The sequence below is a fragment of the Jeongeupia naejangsanensis genome (genome assembly GCF_016865585.1).
Classification (GTDB): Bacteria; Pseudomonadota; Gammaproteobacteria; order Burkholderiales; family Chitinibacteraceae; genus Jeongeupia; species Jeongeupia naejangsanensis.
On sequence record NZ_JAESND010000003.1, the window covers coordinates 330,445 to 348,962 of the forward strand.

17 protein-coding genes are annotated in these 18,518 nt (G+C 64.5%); 2 read left to right on the plus strand and 15 right to left on the minus strand.

The window, feature by feature from the left end; translation table 11 throughout:
- Window positions 1-82: 82 nt before the first annotated feature.
- Both tal and JMJ54_RS09365 read left to right on the plus strand, forming a co-directional pair.
- Complete coding sequence (tal, locus tag JMJ54_RS09360; protein WP_203538075.1) at window positions 83-1,162, plus strand: transaldolase; 1,080 nt, start codon at window positions 83-85, stop codon at window positions 1,160-1,162.
- A gap of 82 nt (window positions 1,163-1,244) precedes the next feature.
- Window positions 1,245-1,979 carry a class I SAM-dependent methyltransferase gene (locus JMJ54_RS09365; protein ID WP_203538077.1) on the plus strand — a complete coding sequence of 245 codons (735 nt, stop codon included), beginning with the start codon at window positions 1,245-1,247 and terminating at the stop codon, window positions 1,977-1,979.
- Window positions 1,980-1,983: 4 nt separating this feature from the next.
- On the opposite strand, the gene ntrC is transcribed toward JMJ54_RS09365, so the two are convergent.
- The 15 genes from ntrC to JMJ54_RS09440 form a co-directional block, all read right to left on the minus strand.
- Window positions 1,984-3,384, minus strand: a complete 1,401-nt coding sequence (gene ntrC / locus JMJ54_RS09370) for a nitrogen regulation protein NR(I) (RefSeq protein WP_203538078.1) — start codon at window positions 3,382-3,384, stop codon at window positions 1,984-1,986.
- A complete protein-coding gene (glnL, locus tag JMJ54_RS09375; protein WP_203538080.1) occupies window positions 3,381-4,457 on the minus strand; it encodes a nitrogen regulation protein NR(II) in 1,077 nt (358 codons plus the stop codon). Before glnL ends, ntrC begins: the two co-directional genes overlap by 4 nt.
- Before the next feature lie 193 nt (window positions 4,458-4,650).
- Window positions 4,651-5,145 carry a DUF4124 domain-containing protein gene (locus JMJ54_RS09380; protein ID WP_203538082.1) on the minus strand — a complete coding sequence of 165 codons (495 nt, stop codon included), beginning with the start codon at window positions 5,143-5,145 and terminating at the stop codon, window positions 4,651-4,653.
- Window positions 5,146-5,177: 32 nt separating this feature from the next.
- Window positions 5,178-5,468, minus strand: a complete 291-nt coding sequence (locus tag JMJ54_RS09385) for an Rdx family protein (RefSeq protein WP_203538084.1) — start codon at window positions 5,466-5,468, stop codon at window positions 5,178-5,180.
- A complete protein-coding gene (locus tag JMJ54_RS09390; protein ID WP_203538086.1) occupies window positions 5,468-6,091 on the minus strand; it encodes an HAD family hydrolase in 624 nt (207 codons plus the stop codon). Before JMJ54_RS09390 ends, JMJ54_RS09385 begins: the two co-directional genes overlap by 1 nt.
- A gap of 33 nt (window positions 6,092-6,124) precedes the next feature.
- Window positions 6,125-7,603, minus strand: coding sequence for a GGDEF domain-containing protein (locus JMJ54_RS09395; RefSeq protein WP_203538088.1), 1,479 nt, complete (start codon window positions 7,601-7,603; stop codon window positions 6,125-6,127).
- Window positions 7,604-7,721: 118 nt separating this feature from the next.
- Entirely contained in the window at window positions 7,722-8,201 is a 480-nt protein-coding gene (locus JMJ54_RS09400; protein WP_203538089.1) for an SgcJ/EcaC family oxidoreductase, read from the minus strand.
- Window positions 8,202-8,345: 144 nt separating this feature from the next.
- A complete protein-coding gene (locus tag JMJ54_RS09405; RefSeq protein ID WP_203538092.1) occupies window positions 8,346-8,690 on the minus strand; it encodes a hypothetical protein in 345 nt (114 codons plus the stop codon).
- Window positions 8,687-8,998, minus strand: a complete 312-nt coding sequence (locus JMJ54_RS09410; RefSeq protein WP_203538094.1) for an EthD family reductase — start codon at window positions 8,996-8,998, stop codon at window positions 8,687-8,689. The genes JMJ54_RS09405 and JMJ54_RS09410 overlap by 4 nt, the downstream gene beginning before the upstream one ends.
- Before the next feature lie 223 nt (window positions 8,999-9,221).
- Entirely contained in the window at window positions 9,222-9,566 is a 345-nt protein-coding gene (locus tag JMJ54_RS09415; RefSeq protein WP_203538096.1) for a hypothetical protein, read from the minus strand.
- Window positions 9,567-9,837: 271 nt separating this feature from the next.
- Window positions 9,838-11,469, minus strand: coding sequence for a bifunctional aspartate transaminase/aspartate 4-decarboxylase (locus JMJ54_RS09420; protein ID WP_203538098.1), 1,632 nt, complete (start codon window positions 11,467-11,469; stop codon window positions 9,838-9,840).
- 39 nt (window positions 11,470-11,508) lie between these two features.
- Complete coding sequence (gene aspT / locus JMJ54_RS09425; RefSeq protein ID WP_308437991.1) at window positions 11,509-13,203, minus strand: aspartate-alanine antiporter; 1,695 nt, start codon at window positions 13,201-13,203, stop codon at window positions 11,509-11,511.
- Window positions 13,204-13,236: 33 nt separating this feature from the next.
- Entirely contained in the window at window positions 13,237-14,946 is a 1,710-nt protein-coding gene (gene aspT / locus JMJ54_RS09430; protein ID WP_203538102.1) for an aspartate-alanine antiporter, read from the minus strand.
- 1,046 nt (window positions 14,947-15,992) lie between these two features.
- Complete coding sequence (locus tag JMJ54_RS09435) at window positions 15,993-16,559, minus strand: hypothetical protein (protein WP_203538104.1); 567 nt, start codon at window positions 16,557-16,559, stop codon at window positions 15,993-15,995.
- The gene (locus tag JMJ54_RS09440) at window positions 16,549-18,390 is read right to left on the minus strand and encodes a DUF927 domain-containing protein (RefSeq protein WP_203538106.1); all 1,842 of its coding nucleotides are present in this window, start codon (window positions 18,388-18,390) and stop codon (window positions 16,549-16,551) included. The genes JMJ54_RS09435 and JMJ54_RS09440 overlap by 11 nt, the downstream gene beginning before the upstream one ends.
- Window positions 18,391-18,518: the final 128 nt, after the last annotated feature.

An 18,518-nucleotide genomic window follows, 5' to 3' on the forward strand; every position in this document is an offset into this window, starting at 1 on the left:
CGTCAGATAATCGCTGCTGACGCTACCCCGGCATGCCGGCGCTGGCGGCCTTCTCTTCATCCACGAGTATGAGGTTCACGTCATGAGCAAAATTGCTGCCATCAAGCCCTTCGGTCAACGTATCTGGCTGGACAACCTGTCCCGCGGCCTGCTGAAGTCCGGTGCCCTGCAGAAACTGATCGACGACGACGGCATCGCTGGCGTGACCTCGAACCCGGCGATCTTCTACAAGTCGATCTCGTCGGACCCGCTCTATACCGGCGATCTGGCCGAGCTGAAGAAGCAGGACCTGACCGCCGAGCAGCGCTACGAAGCGCTGGTGGTGCCGGACATCCAGGCCACGTGCGACCTGACCCGTCCGCTGTATGACAACTCCAAGGGCCTCGACGGCTACGTCAGCCTCGAAGTCTCGCCGCATCTGGCCAACGACGCGCTCGGCACCATCGCCGCCGCCAAGCGCCTGTGGGCCGCGATCAACCGTCCGAACGCGATGATCAAGGTCCCGGCCACCCACGCCGGCGTGCTGGCGTTCGAACAGCTGATCGCCGCCGGCATCAACGTCAACATCACGCTGATGTTCAGCCTCAAGCAGACCGACGACGTGCTGACCGCCTACATCCGCGGCCTTGAAGCCCGTGCCGCTGCCGGCCTGCCGGTCGACCACGTTCAGGCCGTTGCTTCGGTGTTCCTGTCGCGTGTCGACGTACTGCTCGACAAGCAGCTCGACGCCATCGGCAGCCCGGAAGCGCTGGCACTGCGCGGCAAGAGCGCCATTGCCTTCGTCAAGGTCGCGTACCAGCACTACAAGCAGCTGTTCCACGGCACCCGCTTCGAGAAGCTCAAGGCGCTGGGCGCACACCCGCAACGCCTGCTGTGGGCGTCGACCGGTACCAAGAACCCGGCCTACTCGGACGTGCTGTATGTTGAAGAGCTGATCGGCGCCGAAACCGTCAACACCGTGCCGGACGCCACGCTGGACGCGTTCCGTGATCACGGTGTCGCCGCCGACCGCCTCGATACCAGGATCGACGAAGCGGTGCAGACGCTGGCCGCACTGCGCAAGCTCGACATCGACTTCAACCTCGTCGGCGAGCAACTGCAAAGCGAAGGCCTGAAGCTGTTCGACGACGCATTCGACAAGCTGCTCGAACTGACTGCCTGATCGCTGCGGTCTGATCGCGACAAAGCCAGCCTGCGGGCTGGCTTTTTCTTTCCCGCCCGCCACCTTCAACAGGGGAAACACCATGGCGCAGAACATCTACGACGATCCGGGCTTTTTCGCCGGCTACAGCCAGCTGCGCCGTTCGCAGGAAGGGCTGGACGGTGCGCCGGAGTGGCCCGCACTGCAGGCGCTGCTGCCGGGCCTGAACGCGCGCCGGGTTGTCGATCTCGGCTGCGGCTTCGGCTGGTTCTGCCGCTGGGCGAGCGGGCAGGGGGCGGCCGAGGTCCTCGGCGTCGACGTTTCGGCCAACATGCTGGCCAAGGCGGCCGACATGACTGATGCCGGTGCAGCGATCAGCTATCTGCGCAGCGGGCTGGAAACACTGTCGCTGGCAGATGCCAGCGTCGATCTGGTCTACAGCTCGCTTGCGCTTCACTACATCGACGACGTGGTGGCGCTGCTCGGCATGCTGCACCGCGCCCTGGTCCCGGGGGGGCGACTGGTGTTTTCGGTCGAACATCCGGTCTACATGGCACCGGCGAATCCGGGCTGGATTGTCGATGCTGCCGGCAAGAAAACCTGGCCGGTTGACGGCTATTCGGTCGAAGGGCAGCGGACGACGAACTGGCTGGCCGACGGCGTGATCAAGTATCACCGGACCATCGGCAGCTGGTTTGCCCTGCTGCGCCGGCACGGTTTCGTGATCACCGAGCTGATCGAATGGTCGCCGACCGATGCGCAGGTCGCCGCCAACGCGGCACTGGCCGAGGAGCGCGAACGGCCGATGTTGCTGCTGATCGGCGCCGAGCGTTGCTGAACGGCTAGAGCGCGTCCTCCATCCCCAGTTCCTGGATCTTGCGTGTCAGCGTGTTGCGGCCCCAGCCGAGCAGTTCGGCTGCCTCGATGCGTTTGCCGCCGGTGTGCGTCAGCGCCTGCACGATCACGGTGCGCTCGAAGGCCGGGACGATGTCGTCGAGCACGCGCGCGTCGCCGCGCGCCAGCCGCAAGGCGATTTCCTGCGCCAGCAGCCGGCGCCAGTCGCCACTGACCGCCGCTTCGGTCTCGGCATCGCCGTCGAACAGTTCCGGCGGCAGGTCGTTGACGGTGACGACGGCGCCGGGCGCCATCACGGTGATCCAGTGGCAGAGGTTTTCGAGCTGGCGCACGTTGCCCGGAAAGGTGAAGCCGGCCAGCTTGGCCATTGCATCGTCGGCGAGGCGCTTGGCCTCGACGCCGAGCTCGGACGCCGAGCGGCCGAGGAAGTAGCGTGCCAGCAGCGGGATGTCCTCGCGCCGTTCGCGCAGCGCCGGCAAGCGCAGCCGGATCACGTTGAGCCGGTGGTAGAGGTCCTCGCGGAACACGCCTTCCTTGACCCGGGTTTCGAGATTCTGGTGCGTCGCGGCGATGACGCGGACGTTGGCCTTGATCGGCGAATGACCGCCGACGCGATAGAAGAAACCGTCCGACAGCACGCGCAGCAGCCGCGTCTGCAGGTCGAACGGCATGTCGCCGATTTCGTCGAGGAACAGCGTGCCGCCCTCGGCCTGCTCGAAGCGGCCGGTGCGGCGCGCGTCGGCGCCGGTGAACGCACCGCGTTCGTGGCCGAACAGCTCCGATTCGAGCAGGTCTTTCGGAATCGCCGCCGAGTTGATCGCGATGAACGGTTTGGCCGCGCGCGGGCTGTGGCGGTGCAGCGCCCGGGCAACCAGCTCCTTGCCTGAACCCGATTCGCCGGTGATCAGCACCGTCGCGGCCGACTGGCTCAGCCGGCCGATCGCGCGGAACACGTCCTGCATTGCCGGTGCCTGGCCGAGGATGTCCGGTGCGGTGACCGGTACGACATCCTCGCCGAGCTGGCGTTCGCCTTCCTGCATCGCGCGACGGATCAGCGCGATGGCCGCATCGATGTCGAACGGCTTGGGCAGGTATTCGAAGGCGCCGCCCTGAAAGGCCGAGACCGCGCTTTCGAGATCCGAATGCGCGGTCATGATGATGACCGGCAGGCCTGGATGATCCTGCTTCACGCGTTCGAGGAAGGTCAGCCCCGATTCGCCGGGCATGCGGATGTCGCTGACGATGGCCGCCGGCGTCGCGCGCGTCAGCGCGTCGATGGCTTCGGTCGCCGAGCTGAACGTCGCATGGTCGATGCCGTCGCGCGTCAGCGCCTTCTCGAAGACCCAGCGGATCGAGCGGTCGTCGTCGATGATCCAGACTGTGCTCACGGTGTGCTTCCTTGTAGGGTTCGGGCCGACTGCCAGCCGTTCAGCGGCAGCAGCAGCGTAAAGCAGGTTTCACCGGGGCGGCTGTCGAACTCGATGCTGCCGTGGTGCTGGTTGACGAAGGTGTGCGCCAGATGCAGGCCGATGCCGGTGCCACCGGGGCGGCCGGAAACCAGCGGATAGAACAGCGTGTCCTTCAGCGCTTCGGGAATGCCCGGGCCGTTGTCTTCGATCATCACCTGGATCGCCAGCGGAAAGCGCTTGCGGTTCAGCGTGACCTGCCGCGCGATCCGGGTGCGCAGCACGATCTCGCCGACGCCGGCCATCGCCTGCACGGCATTGCGGACGATGTTCAGCAGGGCCTGGATCAGTTGTTCGCGATCGCCGATCAGGTTGGGCAGGCTGGTGTCGTAGTCGCGGCGGACCGCGAGGCCGTTCGGCGTTTCGGCCAGCACGACGCTGCGCACGCGCTCGAGCACCTCGTGGATCGACAGCTCGGACAACTGCGGCAGCCGGTGCGGCGTCAGCAGCCGGTCGAGCAGGCTTTGCAGCCGCTGCGATTCCTCGATGATGACCTGCGTGTATTCCTTCAGATGCGGGTTCGGCAGTTCGGCCGACAGCAGCTGTGCCGCACCGCGGATGCCGCCGAGCGGGTTCTTGATCTCGTGCGCGAGGTTGCGGATCAGCTCGCGGTTGGCCTGCTGCTGCGCCTGCAACCGTTCTTCATTGGCGATGCGGCGCTGCTGGTCGATCTGGCGGATTTCGACCAGCGCCGCCGTGTCGCCGGCCAGCTCGATCGGCGCGGCGTTCAGCGTCACGTAGGCGTCACCGTGCGCAACCGGCAGCAGCAGTTCGTACTCGGTGATGCTGACGTTCTTGGCCAGCGCGGTGCCGACGGCGGCGACGATGGCGCTTTCCGGCGACAGGCAGGCGGCCAGCGGCAGGCCGAGCTGCTCGCCTTTCAGTCCGAGCAGATCATCGGCAGCGGGGTTGAAGTACAACAGCGCGCCTTCGCTGGACACGGCAAGCACCGCTGCTTCCAGATAATCGAGGCCGCAAAAATGAGGGTCGTGCATGCTGGACACCGTGGCATGGATGACATGCTCTCGTTAAGCAATTACCGGGCCAGGGAAAAACGGCACGGAATGCACGGCGAGCGTGGCATCGCGAAAGTGGCAATGCACCATAGTAGTGCATTGCGCGTGCGGGCGAGCCGGAATGCAGCAGCGTGCGACTGCGCTGCGCGCAGTGCGTCTTCAGCGAGCGGGGTCAGCGCAGCCGGTTGAGCTCGTTGGTCAGCGCGGCGACGTTCTTTTCGTGCGTGACGGCGGCGTCACGCAGCCGGCCGAGGCGTTCGACATAACGCTGCGGGTTGGCCTTTTCTTCGGCTGTCCGCGTGTTTTCCGCGTCGGCCAGCGCCTGTTTGGCATTGGCGAGCGCGGTCTTTTCGCTGCCCAGCTCGTCCTGCAGGATCTGCCTGCGGTTGCTGTCGCGGCTTTTCTGCGTGGCGGCGTCGACCTTGGGGAAGTCGGCCGGCGACGGGCTGCTGACGCGCGGCGTGGTGGTGCCGGCGGTTTTGGTGCGCGGCTTGCTGCTGCTCGGACCCGGAATGACCGAGATCGAGTCGACGTAAATGCGCTGCGCGCCCTTCATCGGCGTATTGGTGAAGGTGACATGCCCGTTTTCGTCGACATACTTGTAGATGTCGGCGTGGGCAAGCGCGGGCAGGAGCAGGGCGGCGAGCAGCAGGTAAAGCGGTTTCATGAGCGAAACGCTAACACAGCATCGTCGCGGCGTCAGGAGGCCGGACGATCACTGTGGCCCAACGGTTTGTCGGGGGCGATCACGTCGCGTACCCGTTGCTTGAGTACCTTGGCCTCGGGGAAGCCGCCATCGGCCTTGCGCTCCCAGACCAGCGCTCCGTCGACGCGGATTTCGAACACGCCACCGCTGCCGGGCTGCAGCGCGACTTCGCCGATGTCGTCGACGAAGGTCGTCAGCAGTTCCTGCGCCAGCCACGCGGCGCGCAGCAGCCACTGGCACTGGGTGCAGTACAGGATGGTGATGCGGGGTTTGGGCGCGGTCATCAGAAATCCAGTCCGAGCTGGCGCAGCCGTTCGGCGGTCCTAGCGGCGCTGGTGTGGTGGATGCCGTGCCAGCCGAGCGCGGTCGCGGCGTTGGCGTTGTCGCGATTGTCGTCGATAAAGGCGAGTTCGTGCGCGGCAACGCCGGGCAGATCGCGGCCGATGCGTCCGTGCATCTCGTGGTAGATCGCCGGATCGGGCTTGATCAGCTTGAGCCGGCCGGAGACGACGATGTCGCGGAAGCGGTGCAACAGCGGATAGTGCGCCCATGCGTAGGGAAAGGTTTCGTCCGACCAGTTGGTCAGCCCGTACAGCGGAACGTCGGCGGCCTCGAGGGCTTCCATCAGCGCGACGCCATCGGCGAGGGTACCGGCCAGCGTCTCGGGCCAGCGCTTGAAAAAGGCGCGGATGTTCGCTTCGTGCTGCGGGTGCTCGGCGATCAGTGCCGCCTCCGCTTCACCGAAGGGGCGGCCGCCATCCTGCTGCAGGTTCCATGCCGGGCTGCAGACGTGCTCGAGGAACCAGCGCCGCTCGGCCTCGTCGGGAATCAGCTTGCGGTACAGATAGTCGGGGTTCCAGTCGAACAGGACCCCGCCGAAATCGAAGACGACGGCACGCAGTGACATGGCAAACGGACGCTCGGGAATGGGAGGCCCATTCTACGCTTCGCCACTGTCGCAGACGACGCAATCACGGCCGCCGCGCTTGGCGCGATACAGTGCGTCGTCGGCGCGGCGGATCAGGCGTTCGAGGTCGTGGTCGTCGTCGCGCAGCGAGGCCATGCCGATGCTGGCGGTAATGCGAACGACGGCGCCGGTATCGAGCGAAATGCAGATGGCGGCGACGGCCTGACGCAGTTTTTCGGCGACGCGGCGCGATTCCTCCTCGCTGGTGGCCGGCAGCAGCACGGCGAATTCCTCGCCGCCCCAGCGGCCGAAACTGTCGCTGGCGCGCAGCGAAGCGGTGCACGCATCGCAGGCGGCGATCAGCGCCAGATCGCCGGCATGATGGCCGTGCTGGTCGTTGATCAGCTTGAAGTGGTCGAGGTCGAGCACCAGCACGCTCATCGGCGCCGGATAGCGCCGGGCCTGCAGCAACTGTTCGGTGGCGCGGCGCAGCCATTCGCGCCGGTTGCGAACGCCGGTCAGCGCGTCGATGGTCGCCAGCTCGGCCAGCTTGGCGTTGCTGGCCGTCAGCGCTTCGGTCCGGGCGATGACTTCGGCTTCGAGCCGCATCCGGTGACGCAGCAGCAGCGATTGCGCCAGCGCGAGGTAATGCAGCATGAAGCCGGTCGAGAACAGGAAAACCTGCAGGTTCAGGTAGGACAATCCGGGCATGCCGCCGGCGAAAATCCCCAGCCCGCGTGCGGTGGCGGTCACGCTGGCGACGGCCAGCAGCACCATGGCCAGTCCGGTGCCGGGCAGGCCGTACTGGATTGCCAGCACCAGCAGCAGGGGCAGCACCAGCATCAGCGTGTGGCGGTAGACGAGAAAGGCGCTGGCCAGTACGGCAATGAAGGCGGCAATCCACCACCAGGGGAGCGAGAGCAGCCGCGGCCAGCGGCCCCGGTCGCGCCAGCCGGCATAACAGGGCCCGAGCAGGAAGAGTCCGCTGGCATGACCGAGGACCAGCATCAACAGATACCAGCCGGTTTCGAGGAAGCCGCGCTCGCCGCCGAGGCCGGCGAGGTTCAGCAACAGCAGTTGCACGGGTTGGGTCAGCAGCGGCGGCAGCATTGCCACATGGAGCCAGAAATGGGCGAGTTCGCGCGGTTCGCGCAGCAGCGGGTGACGGATGCGCATTTCGCTGTTGCGCCAGCCGATGCGCGCCAGATGGGCTTCGGCGGTGCTGACCAGCGCCAGCAGCCCGGCGAGCAGCAGCGCCGGCTGCAGTTCGAGCATCATCGCCAGTTGCGGCAGCTGGACGATGACGCTGCCGAGCCAGACGCTCAGGTAACCGCGACGGCCGCCGAGCAGCAGGCAGATCAGGCCGGCGCCGGCTGCGAAATCAAGGACCGGCAAGGGCCCCGCCGCCAGCCGCGCCAGCAAGACGCTCCCGTAGCCGCACAGTACATACAGAACCGTGAGCGAGAGCGCGAGCCGGTTCGGCGTGCCGGCGAGAGGGCGGAGCAGTCGCATGGTCGAGGCCAAGCAATTGATTCACTTAGCATATTCCTGACGAGCGAATCGCCCCTGCCGCCTGTCGGCTTTCCGAAATGAAAAACCGCCAGGCTGGCTGGCGGTTTCGGGGGGCTGCTTACTGTTTGGCGACCGACTCCGGCATCGCCGACGAGTGGTGGTGAAGGATCTTCCAAGTGCCACCGCGGTTTTCGTACACATAGGTGTAACGCGCTGCGACCTGCTTGGACTGGCCGTCCTTGTCCTTCAGCGTGAACGTGTACGTGCCCATGTCGACGGCGGTATTGCAGTTGATCTTGATCGTGCGGGTGTCGATCTTGCCCTGCGGGTGCTTCTGCAGGAAGTCGACGAAGTAGGCACGGATGCTGGCGCGATCGGTGCGCGGCGTATTCGAGACCGTCGGCAGCAGGACGGCGTCCGGCCAGTAGCGGTCGGCGACCTTGTCCGGGCTGTTCGTGGCCAGCGCGGCATTCCACTGGTCGAACAGGCCGGCGACGGCGGCATCACCGGTTTTGGCGCAATGCGGCGCCTTGGCGAAGGCCGCACCCGACAGCGTCAGGCTGGCGGCGGCAAAGAGGGTAAGGGAGAGCGATTTCATCGGTTGGGCGTCCTGAACGGGCGTTGAGTCTGCGTTGATTCGGTTCGGCGCAAAAGCGCGCCCGCGTCTGTTCATCCTAATGGCATAAGGTTCGGAGCAGGACGGACAAGCGGTTGTTTCCGCCGTCGAACGGTTGTGCGCCGTTCAGCGCCACCAGCGCGGAAACATGAAGATCACCATCAATCCGGTCAGGCTGACGAGCATGGTTCCGCCGGCGGACATCGAGAACCAGAGCATGCCGCGCCAGAACGCCGACTCGATCCGGCGCCATTCGCCGCTGCGTGCAACCCGCCAGACATCGGCCATATAGCCGCCAAAGGAGTCGGTTTCGAGGAGACCATGCGTTGCTGCCGGTGACAGTATGTCGTGATAGTGCGTCTCCAGATGGTCGTAGACCAGCCGTGCCAGCAGCGTGAACAGCAGGAAGCCGCCAAGGCCGCCGCACACCAGCATCGGGAGCAGGGCGTCGAGGACGAAGGTCTTGATCATGCCAATACCTCGGCAAACTGGATGTCCGGCGTCAGATCGGTGTAGTTGACCACGTCGGCGAGGATGTCGTCGCCATGGGCCGCCAGCCCGTCGGCCAGTCGTGCCAGATCGGTGAAGTACAGCTGGCCGACAGCCAGAAAGCGCGGTGCGGAGCCATCGAGCGCCGGTACGCCACGGACCACCTCGGTGCGCTGCAAACCGTAGGGACCCAGCAGTCGCAGCACCATCGGCAGATGCTGCTGACGGTAGTAATCGAAATCGAAGCGCGCGTCGGCGCTGAACGGATAGTAGGCAGAAGCAAGGATCACCGGAGTCTCCGCTGCAGGGAAAGAAATCACTTTAGACTGACTAGGTAATTCACCTTATAGAAAGTTTGTAGTCGTTGTTATTGCTACAACACAAGGCCTCGCTTCGCTATCGGGCGCCTGCCACGCAGTGCGGTACTTTGCCGTGTGGTCTTTCGGCGTCCCCGCCGACCGCGGGCTCCAGACCGGACGGATCGTGCCCCGGCCCTTGGGCGATCACGCGTTGCTAGCGCCACCAGCGCGGGAACAGGAAGATCGCGACCAGTCCGGTCAGGCTGACCAGCATGACGCCGCCGGTCGTCATCGTCAGCCAGAAGAAACCCCGCCAGAACGCCGAATCGATCCGCCGCCATTCACCGCTGCGGCCGACGTGCCAGACGTCGGCCATGAAGGCGCCGTTGGCATCGGAGTCGTGCAGGCCATGGGTTGGTTGCGGCGACAGCAGGTCGTGATAATGCGTTGCGAGATAGTCGTAGACGAGGCGGGCAAACAGGGTGAACAGCAGAAAGCTGCCCAGCCCGGTACTCACCAGGGTCGGCAGCAGGTAGTCGAGGACAAACTGCTTGATCATGCCGGCGCTCCGGCGCGCAGCAAGCCGGTCGGCGCTGGCCACGGCCGTTGCATCGGCAGGCGCCACAGGCGGCAGGAATCGAAGCGCGCGATAGCGACGTGACGGTTTTTGGCTGAGGCGAGCATCACCGAAATCTCCTGCAAGTGGGGCAAGGGCAATGCCGGTACCGTAAACGGTTCGTTCTGCCGAGGCCTTACCCTGATTGCTGGATTGAAAAAGCCCCGCATAGCTGCGGGGCTTCGGGCTAGGCGTATCCGGTACTTAACGCCGCTTACTTTTTCGACTTCTTCGCCGCGCCGGCTTTTGGTGCCTTCTTGCCACCAGCGGCTTCGTAGACGGCATGGGCTTCGGCCGCGATCTTGCGGATTGCCGCGCCGATCCGGGCGTAGTCCGACTCGTTCAGGTTGGCGAGCGAGACGCGACCCGACGGATTGGTGGTGCCGAAGCCCTGCCCCGGCAGCAGGACGATGCCGGTTTCCTCCGCCAGTCGCAGCAAGCCTTCGTTCGGCTTGAGCGAGTTGAACAGCCAGTCGGCGAAGTCCTTGTCGTACAGCTGGGTCAGAATCGTTTCCCAATCGAGCAGGTGGTAGTAGTCGATGTTGTTCGCATCGTGCGGTACCGGCAGACCCAGTTCGCGGTACAGCGCGACCTTGCGGCGGCGGACGATACGCTTCATGGCGTTCTTGTACGCCTCCGGCTCGTCCATCAGCGCGAACAGCGAGAACAGCGTCATCTGCGCCTGTACCGGCGTCGACAGGCCGGCCGTGTGGTTGAGCGCGACGGTGCGGCTGTCGGCGACCAGACGGTCGATGAACTTGAGCTGGCGCGGTTCGGTGGTGATCGAACCGTAGCGCTCGTCCAGCTGCTTCTTCTTGGCTTCCGGCAGCTTGGCGATCGATGCGTCGAGCACGTTGTCCTCGTGCGTGGCGACCACGCCCAGACGCCAGCCGGTGGCGCCGAAGTACTTCGAGTACGAGTAGACCAGGATGGTGTTGTACGGGCAGATCGCGAACAGCGAGACGAAGTTGTCGGCAAAGGTGCCGTAGACGTCGTCGGTCAGGATGATCAGGTCCGGACGCTTCTTGACGATGCCGGCGATGTATTCCAGCACTTCGTCGCTGATCTTCGTCGACGGCGGGTTGCTCGGGTTGACGAGAAAGAAGGCCTTGACCTTCGGGTCGAGCAGCTTGTCGAGCTCCTTGGTCGTGAACTGCCAGTTGTTTTCCGGCGGCGCATTCACATGCACGACGTTGAGCTGGTAGTCGTTCAGCTCGGGAATCTCGATGTACGGCGTGAAGATCGGCATGCCCAGCGCGATCGTGTCGCCTTTCTCGATCAGGTGGTTTTCGCGAAGGCTGTTGAACAGGTAGGTCATCGCCGCCGTGCCGCCTTCGACCGCATACATGTCGAAATGGCCCTTGAACGGGTAGGTACCGATCATTTCGCGGTGGATATACTGCGCGACGATCTTCTCGCTCAGCACCAGCATTCGGTCCGGCACCGGATAGTTGCAGCCGAGGATGGCTTCGCACATTTCATAGATGAAATCGCCGGCCGACAGTCCGAGCTGGTCGCGGACGTAGGAGACGGCGGATTCGATGAAGGCAATGCCCGGTACGCCGGCGTGGGCCTTGGTGAAGATCTCGAAGCGTGCCTCGATGCCGTCGCGCTGCGGGAAGCCGCCGACGCCTTCGGGCATGTAGACGAACGAACGCTCCGATTCGGTCATCGCAAACAGGCCGAACTGGAAGAAACCGTGTCGCGGCACGGTAGCGAGGAAGTTCGGATTGCCGCGGCCGGCATTGAGCATCAGCTTGTCGCTCTGGCTGGCCGCCTTGATCAGCACGTCCTTCAGCTCGAACGGGCTGAGACCGGAGAAATCGTCGATGTTGGTGAAACTCATGGTGTACTCCTTGTGAATGCGTGCTTGAGCCGACGGGGTTTACATGAAGGCAATGACCAGCGGACCGAGCAACGTGAGCAGCACGTTGGCCAGCGCATAGGTGATCGCAAAAGGAACGGTGGGAATCGAGTTCTCGGCCTTGTCGAGGATTTCGCCGAAGGCCGGATTGGCGCTGCGCGAGCCTGAGAGCGCGCCGGCAAAAATGGCGACGTTGTCGTAGCGCAGCACGTAACGGCCGAACAGCATCGTCAGCAGCAGCGGAATGATGGTGACGGCGACGCCGACGAGGAAGATCGTGAAGCCGTGTTCGCGCACGGTTTCAACGGCCTGCAGGCCCGACGACAGGCCGACGACGACGACAAAGCCGGCGAGACCGAGGTCTTTCAGGATCTGCACCGCGCCGCCGGGCATGGCGCCGAAGGTCTGCTTCTTGGCGCGGTACCAGCCGAACAGCAGGCCCGAGAGCAGCGCGCCACCGCCGCTGCCCAGCGTGAGCGGAATCGAACCGATCTTGACGACCAGCAGCCCGATCAGCAGGCCGACCACCAGACCGGCGCCCATGTAGACGAAGTCGGTCTTTTCGGTATGGATCACGATGTAGCCGACCACGCCGGCCACGCGACTCACGTCCTTCTCTGCGCCGTACACGGTCAGCACGTCGCCGGTCTGGACGATGGTTTCCGGTGCCATCGACAAGGGCTTGCCCATCCGGGACAGGCCGACCGCATAGACGCCGTGGCGGACTTCGGGCGAGGCTTCGGCGGCGATCTGGCCGAGTGACTTGTTCTGCAGCTGCTTGCTGGTGATCACGATGTCGATGCGCTGCATCGCCAGATCCATGCCGGTTTCGCCGTGAACCTCGGAACCGATCACAGCGGACTGTTCGAGCACGGCGGTGCGGCGGCCGACCAGCAGCACGATGTCGTCTTTCGACAGCACGAACTCGGCCGGCGCGGCAATGATCTGTCCGCCTCGTTTGACGCGTTCGATCGTGGTCGGCGGCGTCGACGATTGCTCGATCTCGCCTACGGTCCGCCCGGCGGCCTTCTCGACGCGGTAGACCCGACCGACCAGTTGCGGGACAGCCGCAAGCTGCCCCGGTCCGAGCACTTGGACGCCGGCCTGCATCGCGCTTTCGGCTGCGATGGCGTCGTCACGGATGCTGCGGCCCATGAACTTCGGCAGGATGTTGACGCAGACGATGATCGCGCCAAACGAACCGAACACGTAAGTCACCGCATAACCGATGGCGACGTTGGCCTGCAGCTGCTTGAGCTCCTCGGCGGGCAGGCCGAGCTTGGCCAGCGCATCCCCCGCCGTGCCGATGATGGCCGACTGCGTCAGGCCACCGGCGGCGATACCGGCCGCGAGACCCTTGTCCAGCCCGGTCAGCTTGGCCAGCACGACCACGGTCAGCAGACCGGTGGCGGACAGGACGATGGCGAGAATGATTTCCCGGATCGACTGCTTGCCGAGCGAGTTGAAGAACTGCGGTCCGCTTTCGTAACCGACCGCGTAGATGAAGAGCGCGAACAGCACCGACTTGACGCCCGGGTCGATCGAGACGCCGACCTGGCTGATCACGACCGCAACCAGCAGCGAGCCGGCGACCCCGCCCAGCTGGAACTTGCCGAAGTTGATCTTGCCGATCCGGTAACCGAGCGCCAGAGAGAGGAACAACGCTATCTCTGGAGATCGCTTGAAGATTTCGTGTAGCCAATCCACGGTGCGCACCTCTTTTAGTTGGTTTACTGCAGGACAAGCGGGTCAGTGAACGACGATCTGACCTGCCAGAAAAATGATCAGCGGCCCCATCAGCGGCAGCACGATGTTGGAAATGGCATAGGTGATCGTGTAACCGAGCAGCGGCGTCGTGTTGCCGGCCGCGTTGACCACGGCGCTCAACGCCGGCGTGCTGCACTGCTGCCCGGCAATCGCGCCGAGCAGCACCGGGCTGTCGAGCTTCAGGATGAAACGCCCCAGCAGCAACGACAGCGTCGCCGGTACCAGCGCGATCAGCACGCCGGTGATCGGCAGCGCAATGCCGTAACTCTTGACCAGCGCCATGGCCTGCGGCCCGGAGGACAGCCCGACGCAGGCGATGAACATGGCAAGGCCGAGGTCTTTCATCAGTTCGATTGCGGAAGCCGGAATGTGCCCGACGCCGGGGCGCAGGGCCTGAAACCAGCCGAACAGCAGGCCGCTCAGCAGCGCGCCACCACCGGTGCCGAGCGAGAAATTGACGCCGCCGATCTTTATGCCGAGCGCCCCCACGAGAATCCCGAGCACGATGCCCAGCCCTGCGTAGGTAAAGTCGGTTTCGTCGGACTTGTCGATGCGCTGGCCGATGTGCGCACTGACCCTGGCGATGTCGCGCGGCGAGCCCTGCAGGCGGACGACGTCGCCGGGCTGAAGGCGCAGGTCGGGCAGCAGCGGCAGCGGCTCGCCCAGTCGGCGTATTTCCAGCAGATGGACGCCGTCGCTGATCCCGGTCCGGCGGAATTCGCGGCGCAGCTCGCCTAGTGCCCGGTTCGCCAGATCGCGGCGGTTGAAGACGATGTCTTCGATCTCCACCGCGAAATCGAGGCCGGCGACGTGCGCGACTTCGGGGCCCAGCAAGTGGCTGCAGGCCAGAACGCTGTCACGCTGGCCGGTGAGCAGGACGGCGTCTCCTTGTAGCAGGACCAGTTCCGGAGTCGCATCGATCAGTTTGCCGTGGCGCCGGACCCGTTCGATGCTGGCCTTGCCGTCGACGCCGGCCTCGATGTCGGCAACCTGTTTCCCCGCTGCGGCATCAATGCGGTAAATGCGCCCGACCACTTCGGGGGCGGCCTGCAGGTCGGCGCCATCGTCGTCATTGTTCAGTCCGCCCATCTGCTGCAGGAGCGCTTCGGCGTCCTTCCTGAGGTTGATTTTCAGCAGTAGCGGAAACAGCTGGCTGGTGGCAATGACGATGGCGATCAGGCCGAACACGTAGGTGATCGAGTAGGCCGTCACGACGTTGGCCTGCAGCTTCTGGATCAGGTCCGGAGCCAGCGGCAGTTTGGATACGGCATCGGAGGCCGTTCCGACCACGGCGGATTCGGTGGCGGCGCCGGCCATCAGGCCCGCGGCGGTGCCCTGATCAAGGCCGAAAAGCCAGGTGGCCCCCATCACCAGCGCCAGCACGGCCGCGACTTCAACGGCACACAAAAGCCCGAGGCGCAGGCCTTTCGCGTTCAGGTTGGCGAAGAACTGCGGCCCGCCGGCGTAGCCGAGCGCGAAAATGAAGAGGGCGAAAAACAGCGATTTGATGCCGGCAGCCGGCTGGACCTCGACGAAGTTGCCGATCAGCAGCGCCGCAAGCAGCGTGCCGCAAACGCCGCCGAGCTGGATCGGCCCGAAACGGACACGGCCAAAGGCGTAGCCGGCCGTCAACGCAAGGAACAGGGCAATGGCGGGGTTCTGCTGCAGCAACACGCTTAGCGTTTCGGGCATGCTTGGCCAGGCCTTTCAGTTGCGTGAACTATTGATGAAGAATACTTGCAACTGTTCTGTTTGGAATTATTTTTCAAGACTTACATTTTGCTGTGCCAATGTAAAATTTAAGTGTCGGCCGCTCGAATTTTGTTGTTAATCGATACAGTTTTTCTATTGATTGTTGTATGCCGGGAGTACGGCTTGCCGCTACCTGCGCGTATCGGGAGAGATGACCATCCCTATCGTGTGATTGTCGGCCTCGTGCCTTGCCTCCCGGTCCCGCCGTTTGGCGCGTGCCACGCCCTTCCGTTTCCGTGATGTCCGGGCGAGGGCAGTCTGGCGGGCGGGGCTTGGTACGCGATGGACGTAAAAAAACCCCGCAACCGGAAAACGGTGCGGGGTTTCGGAGTCTGCCCGGCTGTGTTTGAAGCGCGGCCGGGCGGTCCGGGCTGCAGCGAGTAATACATGTGTCTAGCATTAATGCGGGTTTCAATGGATGGCTGAATAAACGGGGGGAAAACCGAGGGGACTCAGATCAAAAAAGACGAAAACCCCTCCCTCGTTGTTCTTACAGACAGTTGGCTGCCAGTGACACCCGTTGCACCTCTACGGGACTAAGGCGTATTCAATATTCATATGATGTATGGGTGGTGGCTTGCGTGTCCGGAAGCGGGGGCATTGTGAAACCGCGTAGGCAGGTATCCCGGTTTCCCGGTTGAGTCACCCCTTGCCGGCAGCAGGCAGGGTCGACAGGCCGCGATCGATGGGTTGCCGGACTCGAACGTCATCGACCTGCCATTTTGTCGGTCTCCGGGCCTGTTCAGACCCTCCCCTATGTTTTTTCAGGTGTGCTGCAGAGACGGCTGACTACTCGGTCTAGGGAGGGGCGGTCCAGCCTTTTGACGGCCCCCTTGATCCAGCGGTGGCCGGACCATTGCCCAAACCTATCGGTTAACCCTGTTAAGTCGGTTAACTGTTAAGCAATGTCTGGCAACCGGATGGCCGCAAACCTGCGCGGCCACGTTACCCGTGAGGGCCACCCCGTCCGGGAGGACCCATGCCCCCTAAGGCATCGGCGGGGATAGGATGGCGGTGGCCTGATGGTAGAGCCGGGCACCGGGGCGGTCGGCGGGGAGGGTGATGAAGCCGTTGTGGCTCGGCGTGACGACGCGCAGGAGGACGTGGCCGGGGCAAGCGAGTTGCCAGAAGTCGAAGCGCTCGGTCACCGGCAGGGCATGACGTCGGGCTTCGTCCAGCAGCAGGGTCAGGAAGGCCGGATCCTGTCCTGCCAGTTGCTGCATCAGGTCTGCTGTTTCGGTGTCGCTGGCGTCGTAATGGTCAGCCACCTGCCCGGTGATCTCCCGCCACAAACCCCAGTCGTCTTTCGCCAAAATCGCCGCGCGAAGGGTGTCCTGCTGGCCCGTCCCCAGCGGGCCTTCCCCCGGCTCTGTCGACTTTGTGGTGTCACACGTGTCACAGGTGTCACAACGTTGATTCATAAGGGTTTTTGTCGTGACACCGGTGGTGTCGGCACGTGTCACAGGTGTCACGCCTTCACCTGTATTGGGCGACTGTGAAGAGGGCGATATCCCGTTGATCCAGTTGAAGAAATGGCCCTGTTCAGACGTCATCGTCACCGCCCATCTGCCACAGTGTCGGCAGCACCACGTAGACCCGGGGTGAGCCCATGCCGGGCAGTCGCTCGGTCTTCGAGGCCTTGTTCCCGTTGCCCGGCAACAGCACACCGAGTTCGAGCAACAGCCGGTTGGCGCGCTTCAGGTCCAGCCCCTTGAGCACTTCGCTGGCCCACGAGTTGGGCAGCACGTAATAGGTGGTCTCGCTGTGCTGCGATCCACTGGCCTTTCCGTCAGTACAGATCAGTTCCGTCTTGCGGAAGCCGCAACGGGCCAACGTCTTGGGGCCGTGCTCGTCGATCACCGCATCTTCCCGGTCCCAGCGGGTGAAGCGGGCTTCGCCGTGCTGTTCGAAGAACAGCCGCACCTGTCGCAGGATTTGCCGGTCTTCTTCGTTGCCGGCGCCGCCGCGTTGCTTGAGCCACGCCGTATACAACAGCCCGGCTGATTGCCACGCCGTCTGCGCCGGCCAGCCCGTCAGTCCGGCGGCTGTCGCGGTTTCACCGGCAAAGGCGGCGAGGGCGAAGTAGTTCGCCGCATGCCTTGCCTGCCCCGACGCGCCGGCCGGCACGAAGGTCGCGGCAAACGCGCTCTGGGCCTTGGCCAGCTGCTGCCGCAACAGGTCGTGATCGAGACCGGCGAGCTGTTCCAGCCACGCCAGCCCGACCACGCCGTGATGTAGGTCGGCGGCCTTGGCGATCGCCGAACACAGCGCCGGGTGATCGGCGAAGCCGTGCAGTGAATCAAACGCCCCGTGTGACCGCTCGGCACTCACATGCAGCAGGCGCGCCAGTTGCCCGGCATTGACCGGCACGCCATGCATCTTCAGGTAGTCGGCCACCGAGTGTTCACCATTCGAGAGCACGAAACAGCGCCAGCGGGTCATTGCCCGCAAACCGCCATCGGCCCGGCTACGGCTCTTGCCCTGACCCTGACTCAGCATGTACACCACGGCCGCCACATCCGACGCCTTGGCGCGGCCGATCTCGTCCAGGATCAGCGGCAGGTCGTTGTGCGCTTCGAGCTGGGCTTCTGCCCCGGACGCCGTGGTCTGCCACGACTTCTCGTAACGCGGTGGCGCACCGAACAGCGATGCCGCCGCGCGGCACGCGACGCTCTTGCCGTTCTTCGACGGCCCGGCCAGGTGGAAACCGCCGGAGTCCATGCCGAAGAAGGCCATCAACGGCCCGGCCAGCGCGGCACTGAGCGTCAGCGCCAGCAATGGATTGCCGACGGCGTAACGCGCCACCCCATCCTGCCAGCCGGCCAGTGTCCCGGAAGCGATCAGCTCGGCACTGGCGCCACCGTGATAGACCAGCAGTTCGCCACCGTCACCGATCACCCGCTCCGGCAACACGAAGGCCGAACCCTGCCAGCCGGTGCGCGGCACCAGTCGTGCCCGGGGTGCGTCGATCCCGGTCTGCAGGTACTGCAGCATCAGCTTCTTCAGGTCGGCCGCATACGAGAACCACAAACCCTTCTCGGCGAGTTCCTCCAGTACCTTGGTCGACTGGTCCGACAGCAGTTTGGCGCGCGGAATCAGGTGTGCCTTGGATGTCCCGTCCAGATCGGCCAGCTGCACCAGTACCGCCCAACCGCTGCCGTCCAGATGCCGCACCTGTGCGACGATCTGCAACGGCCCGCACAGCTTGCGTGGTTCGGTGTCCTCGTCCGGCCGGTACCAGACGCCATCGGTTTTGCTGCGGAAGCGGTCGAAGCCGGAGAAAGCAGATTTGGATTTCGTCGTTGTCTTGGAATTGACGGCGGCTGTGGCAGCAAGGGGCGGGGCTGCAGCCGGATCCATCAACAGTGCGAGATCGTCGCTCATGCCCGACCTCCGACCAGTACATCCAGCCAGTCCCGCCCGGGTGCCGAGGGCAGCAGTACCCGCACCGTGCGGCCCTCGGCCAACAGCCGGGCGGCGAGGGTGTTAGCCGCATGCTGGCCGGTGCCGTT